The following is a 6251-nucleotide window of genomic DNA, read 5'->3' as shown; positions in this document are numbered from 1 at the left end:
AATTTAAGGAGTGATAAATGAAAAATTTTATAATTTTTGCCGTTTTGGCGGCACTACTTGGGGGATGTGGGATATTGCGCCCGGCTAAGAGCGATAAGGAGTTTAAATTTTACGACGGCAACAAAACCATGATCTATAAATTTGTCGGCGAGGATCTGTATGAAAACGGCAGAAATTTAGGCTCCTATTCTATGGATAGAGGCGAGTTTAGGATGCTTGTGCTCGACGAGGCGGGCAAGTCTTACGGCAACAATTACAAGTCCGCGCTGAATGCCAAGAGGATGAAATTTTATCTTTTTAACGACGAAAGGGCAATGGTATTTAGCATTTGGCACAAAGATGGGATTTGCAGCGTCTATAACGCCGGCAGATACGTAAATTTCGACTATACTTCAAATATGTTCAAAGACGGCGATTGGCTTTATGCGGACGGTAGAATTTCAAAAAGCGAGAGCTCGGTGCAAAATATGAGTTCAAAAACGTTGAGCGCATATAAAAATATGAATTTTGAAAAAGCGGTCGATCGCAAAGATACGAAATATATCGCGGAGGAGTTGGCTGTGGCTGGATTTTTCAAAAAGACGATCGAGGGTCTTAGAACCATGATCTTAGACGATTTTTGCAGATAAACTTCGGAGGATTTATGGATAAAATTAAAATTTTAGCGCTGTTTACGGCGGTCGTGCTGCTTACTGGCTGTATGAAGGTAAAGTATTCGCAAACCGAGCTACATCCGGAAAATTCCGTGATGATGAGCTATGACGGGCAGACCGTCACCGAGTATAAAATTTCAGGCGGCGTGCTTTTAAAAGATGATGCAATCTTAGGAAGATACGAAGAGGCGGGCTCCAATCTCTATCTATTTACGGACGAAAGAGGGATGAACGTGGCTGGGGATCAAATTTCGCAAAGAGCTCTAAATAAATTTACGATCTACGTTTTTACGCCCAATAAAGAGCTACGAATCGCCGAGTATTCCGCAAGCGGCGGCGTTTGCAAGGCCTTTGCGGAGGGCAAATTCGTAAGCCTAAAAGAGCACTTTAGCGGCTATGCTTCCTCCGCGCCGCTTTATTCATACTCGTTTTCGGCTTCGGTGTCGCAAAGCTCCAGCGCAAACGTGATCTCACGCTATGAATACGTGGGCTCAAGACTAAAAAATAGTAGGGCGTTTTTGCAAAGCCCGCATACGGCTCTAGGCAATACGGTTAAAGAGAGCATCGAGTGGCACCAAGACAAATTGCGCGATATTTGTAAGTTAAAATTTTAAAACCAAACCAACACGAAAGGGAAAACATGGGATTTTTATCCAAAGACGAAGAGCCGCAGAAGCATGGCGCTAAAAAGGCGGCAAAGCAACCGCCGATCTTGATGAAGCAAACGCAAGAGGTGATCACCAATATCGAGAAATATCTGGGCGCGCCACTGCTTACCTACTTCAATTCGGGCGCGGGTAGCGTCTGCGGCAACGACGCGATCAGTATCAACGACCACCTAAAGGGCAAGCATTTCGAAAAACTCTACCTTTACATCAAATCTGACGGCGGCAGCGGCATAGCATCGCTTAAGATCGTTTCGATCCTGCGCAACCACTGCGACGAGCTGATCGCTCTAGTGCCTGCAAACTGCGCTTCGGCGGCTACGATGATGGCGCTTGGGGCGAATAAAATTTTAATGGGGCCGCTAGGCTATCTCACGTCGGTCGATACTTCGCTGCGCCACGAGCTTTCACCGGTTACGAACACAAACGATCAAGCCAACGTTTCGATGGACGAGCTAAGCCGCGTGGTGAAGCTTTGGAAAAATAACGAGCGCCCGAACGACGAGAACCCGTACAAGGAGCTTTATAAATATATCCATCCGCTCGTTTTCGGCGCCGTTGATCGCGCAAGCAGCCTGTCGCTTAAAATTTGCCGCGAAATTCTGCGCTATCACTTCGAAGATGAGCAAAAGATCGCCTTTATCAGCGACAAGCTAAACAGCGGCTATCCGTCGCACGACTATCCGATCTTATTCAGAGAGGCTAATGAGCTTGGACTTCAGGTCGAGAAGATGGATATGCGCCTAAGCGAGATGCTTCAAATTTTAAACGAGCTCTATGCCGAGATGGGGCAGCGCACCTTCACCGACTTCGATGAGAACAACTACCACGACAACAACATCGCCAACATCATCGAAATTTCTGGATGTCAGATCTACTATCAGATCGACAAGGATTGGTTTTACCGCGAGGAGGAGAAGCGCTGGATCGTGCTAAACGACGAGAGCTCGTGGCGCAAAAACGAGATCGACGGCAAAAATATCAAAAACAGCATCTATTATATTTAGTGCGGTTTTAGATATCGTGCCGATTTAAATTTACGGCTTGTAAAATTTAAAGCGGCGCATAAAATTTAAGCGAGCAGCAGCGGCAAGGTGCGATTGATGATGACATAGCCGCGCTTATGGATGAGCTGAAAAACAAAATGTGCAGGTAAATTTAAAATTTTAAAAAGCGGCAAGAGGAGGCGCCAATCTAGCTTGGCGATAAAAGCTGCGCCGCGAAATTTTAAATTTAGCCGGTTCACGCAGATCCTTGCGGCTAAATTTGCGCTGCGGTTTAAATTTGCGTTTTTACGCGTGGCTTTTAAATTTAGTCTTTGTAAGCGGCGCAGAATTTTAAAATTTGCGTCCACGCGAGCAAGGCGGCGGCATTTGAGAAGCAAATTTAAAATCTGCGCGCGGTAAATGCGGTAAATTAGCAAATTTCGCTTTGCCGATTTCCGCTTCATAAATTCGGCAAATTTTAAAATTTAAAGGGGTTTTGCGATGAAATTTTTTATCTCGTCTCTGTTTTTGGCTCTGTCGCTGCTCGGCTGCGCAGGCAAAAACTCGCCCGCAAGCGATGAAACCTACGTTCTTTTGGGCGAGCTTGGGGAGATGAAATACGCTTTTTACGGCGGCAATCTCTACGAAAACGGCGCCATTTTAGGCCCTTATGAAACGCGAGGAGATGCAAAGCTTGCGATTTTAGGCGGCGGCGCAAATTTAGATAAAAACGCAAAGCTCATAAAACTATATTTTTTCGAGCGCAGATACGGCGCGATCTACGCCGTAAGCCACAAAAACGGGGTCTGCGCCGAGTACAATAGGGGAGATTTCGTAGATTTTCAAATTTTATTTAATATTTTTCAAAGCAAAGAGTGGTTTAATTATAGCGGCGGCATTTCTCGCGATAATGAGAGGCTAAAAGAGCTGGCTTCGGCGCGCATGGCGAAATTTAAAGACGCAAAGCTCGGCGCGGCGGATGAAAAGACAAGGCGTGAGTATCAAAAGGCTCGCCGCGAGGCGATTTTGTATTTTCAGCTTAATGCAAACGATATGCGCGAGCTGATTTTTAAAAAACTATGCGAATAAATTAAAAGGAGAAAAGATGAGAGCGTTAATCAGCGTCAGCGATAAAGAGGGCATCGTAGAGTTTGCCAAAGGGCTTGAGCAGCTAGGATTTGAAATTTTAAGCACGGGCGGCACGCATGAACTGCTTTTGCAAAATGGCGTGAAAGCAGCGGAAGTGAGCGAGTACTCGGGCTCGCCCGAGATGTTTGAGGGGCGGGTTAAGACCCTGCATCCAAAGATCCACGGCGGAATTTTGTATAAGCGAAACGACGAAAATCACGTAAGCCAAGCCGCACAGCACGGCATCGGCGGCATTGATCTCGTGTGCGTGAACCTCTATCCTTTTAAAGCGACCGTAGCCCGCACCGACGATTTTTCCGAGATCATCGAAAACATCGACATCGGCGGCCCCGCGATGGTTCGAAGCGCAGCTAAGAATTTTGCGAGCGTCTATGTCGTCACGAGCCCGCTTGATTACGGCGCGGTTTTGCAAAATTTAAGCGGCGCGGACGAGAGCGAGAAGCTGAAATTTAGGCAAAATTTAATGATAAAAGCTTATGAGCACACCGCAGCCTACGACGCGATGATCGCAAACTATATGAACGAGCGCTTTAACGGCGGCTTCGGCGCGAAAAAATTTATCACGGGCAGTAAGGTCTTCGATACTCGCTACGGCGAAAATCCGCACCAAAAGGGCGCGCTTTACGAGTTCGAGGACTTTTTTAGCAAGCACTTTAAGAGTCTAAAGGGCGAGGCGAGCTTTAACAATATGACCGATATGCACGGCGCGCTGATGCTCGCTAGTAGCTTCGGAGAGGCGCCTGCGGTGGCGATCTGCAAGCATGCCAATCCATGCGGCTTTGCCGTGAAGGGGAGCCTGCTTGAAAGCTACACCGAGGCGCTAAAATGCGACCCCGTCTCGGCATACGGCGGCGTCGTGGCGATAAACGGCGTTTTGGACGAGGAGCTAGCGCATAAAATCAATGAAATTTTTGTCGAAGTTATCCTCGCCGCTCGCGTCACACCCGCAGCGCTTGCGGTATTTGAAAAGAAAAAGCGCATTAAAATTTTCGAGCAGGGCGGGGAGTTTTTGATTCGCGAAAACGACAAGTATGATTTTAAATTTATTGACGGCGGCTTTGTGTATCAGCAGCGCGACTACGTAGGCGCGGGCGAGGTCGCAAACGCTAGCTGCGTCACGGGGCGCGCGGCGAGCCAGAGCGAGCTTGATGATCTAAAAATCGCGTGGCAGATCGCCGCGCTTACGAAGAGCAACTGCGTGGTTTACGTCAAAAATCGCGCGATGGTCGCGATCGGCATGGGTATGACGAGCCGCGTGGACGCCGCGCGTGCGGCAGTGGCCAAGGCTCGCGACGTGGACGTCGATCTGAGCGGTTGCGCGCTTGCCAGCGAGGCGTTTTTCCCGTTTAAAGACAGCATCGAGATCGCCCATGCCGCGGGCGTCGCGGCGGTGGTGCAGCCAGGCGGCAGCATCCGCGACGATGAGGTGATCGCAAGCGCCGATGAGTTTGGCATGGCGATGTATTTTACGGGAGTGCGCCACTTTTTGCACTAAATTTTGCTCGCCTGCGGCGGAGCGGATTTATTGCGCTCGCTGCGTAGCTTTTTATGCCGTTGTAAATTTTAAAAACCGCATCGGAGCGGATCTCGTAGCGCTAGCTTCATTGCGCGCGGCGTGGGTCTAATGCACAGTGCTTTGTTACGCGCCAGCGCGGTGCGGACCCGACTACCTCCGCTACACAGCCGTACGCGATGTAAATTTGACTGCGCTCCGCTACGTGGCGGAGACAGTGTGAATCCGACTGTTCGCGCTTCGTTATACTGCTGCACGGCGCGGGTTTTTGGCTACGCGGCATGGCACTACGTATCGGTGCGGCGCAGTTTAAATTTAATCACTCGCCGCTCCTGAATGGTCACTAAAATTTTATCTCGCGGCGGCGGCGCGTAAATTTTAAATTTAATCGGCAGAATGCTAGGTTTGCCGCTATGTCCGCGCAGTTGGCATAAATTTATCGGCTTGAATTTACAAGAGCCGCTCGGTTGCGTTTTGCTAGGAATTTTAAAATTTACGCAAGTTCACAGACTTCGTTGTGCTCTAAATTTTAAAATTTACGTAGAATAGTGCGGCGTACGCGGCTTGGGCGCAGGCTTTATGACAGCGAGCGATTTTAGCGCAGTCCTATGCGGTTTTATTATGGCGCGTAACTTTAGCGGTAAAATTTTTGCCGTAGCCTCAAAATTTTGAGGCAAATTTTACCGTGCCGCGTTCGCGCGTCTTGAAATTTCGCCGTTTGCGGCAAATATCAAGCTCGGCAAAATTTCACTCTCATTTCATTTATGGATTGTAAAATTGCGCAAAATTCAAAACGAAAGGATCAAAATGAAAATTTTCAAAGCCTTAATCTGCCTCTTTGCTTTGGCGGCGGGTTATTTAGTCGCGCTCAATGCCGCAGGCGGCAGTAGCGTCGGTGCGGCGGATGCAAATTTTAAAGTTAAAGGGGGCGGCATGAACGCAAACGTGAAAGAAATTTATCTGGCAGGCGGCTGCTTTTGGGGCTTAGAAGCCTATTTTCAACGCATACAAGGCGTAACCGATGCCGTGTCGGGCTATGCCAACGGCAAACCCGCGCATCCGAGCTACGAAGAAGTGATACAGGGCAGCGGTCACGCCGAAACGGTGAAAGTGACCTACGACGCCGACAAATTAAGCCTGAACGATATCCTGCAATATTATTTCCGCGTGGTGGACCCGACCAGCCTGAACCAACAGGGCAACGACAGGGGCGAACAATACCGCAGCGGCGTGTATTACACCGACCCGGCCGAAAAAGCCGTGGTGGCGGAAGCTATTGCGCGCG

7 protein-coding genes are annotated in these 6251 nt (G+C 48.9%); 6 read left to right on the top strand and 1 reads right to left on the bottom strand.

What is annotated here, in order from left to right:
* Positions 1-17 precede the first annotated feature (17 nt).
* Genes Q0174_RS00715 through Q0174_RS00705 form a run of 3 tightly spaced genes read left to right on the top strand, consistent with a single transcriptional unit; the run spans position 18 to position 2325 of the window.
* Positions 18-629, top strand: coding sequence for a hypothetical protein (locus Q0174_RS00715; RefSeq protein ID WP_297923743.1), 612 nt, complete (start codon positions 18-20; stop codon positions 627-629).
* Positions 630-643: 14 nt separating this feature from the next.
* Positions 644-1267: a hypothetical protein gene (locus Q0174_RS00710; RefSeq protein ID WP_298040953.1), complete on the top strand. Its 624-nt coding sequence runs from the start codon at positions 644-646 to the stop codon at positions 1265-1267.
* Positions 1268-1293: 26 nt separating this feature from the next.
* Entirely contained in the window at positions 1294-2325 is a 1032-nt protein-coding gene (locus Q0174_RS00705; protein WP_298040951.1) for a hypothetical protein, read from the top strand.
* A gap of 65 nt (positions 2326-2390) precedes the next feature.
* On the opposite strand, the gene Q0174_RS00700 is transcribed toward Q0174_RS00705, so the two are convergent.
* A complete protein-coding gene (locus Q0174_RS00700) occupies positions 2391-2741 on the bottom strand; it encodes a hypothetical protein (protein ID WP_298040949.1) in 351 nt (116 codons plus the stop codon).
* A 64-nt stretch (positions 2742-2805) separates the two neighbouring features.
* On the opposite strand from Q0174_RS00700, the gene Q0174_RS00695 reads away from it, so the two are divergent.
* The 3 genes from Q0174_RS00695 to msrA all read left to right on the top strand — a co-directional run.
* Complete coding sequence (locus Q0174_RS00695) at positions 2806-3393, top strand: hypothetical protein (RefSeq protein WP_298040947.1); 588 nt, start codon at positions 2806-2808, stop codon at positions 3391-3393.
* A 16-nt stretch (positions 3394-3409) separates the two neighbouring features.
* A complete protein-coding gene (gene purH / locus Q0174_RS00690; RefSeq protein WP_298040945.1) occupies positions 3410-4948 on the top strand; it encodes a bifunctional phosphoribosylaminoimidazolecarboxamide formyltransferase/IMP cyclohydrolase in 1539 nt (512 codons plus the stop codon).
* 825 nt (positions 4949-5773) lie between these two features.
* The coding region (gene msrA, locus Q0174_RS00685; protein ID WP_298040943.1) for a peptide-methionine (S)-S-oxide reductase MsrA at positions 5774-6251 on the top strand (478 nt) is incomplete at its 3' end.

This window comes from uncultured Campylobacter sp. (assembly GCF_937996225.1).
GTDB lineage: Bacteria > Campylobacterota > Campylobacteria > Campylobacterales > Campylobacteraceae > Campylobacter_B.
The sequence above is the reverse complement of the archived record's forward strand: the minus strand, read 5'-3'. Positions and strand labels throughout refer to the sequence as shown.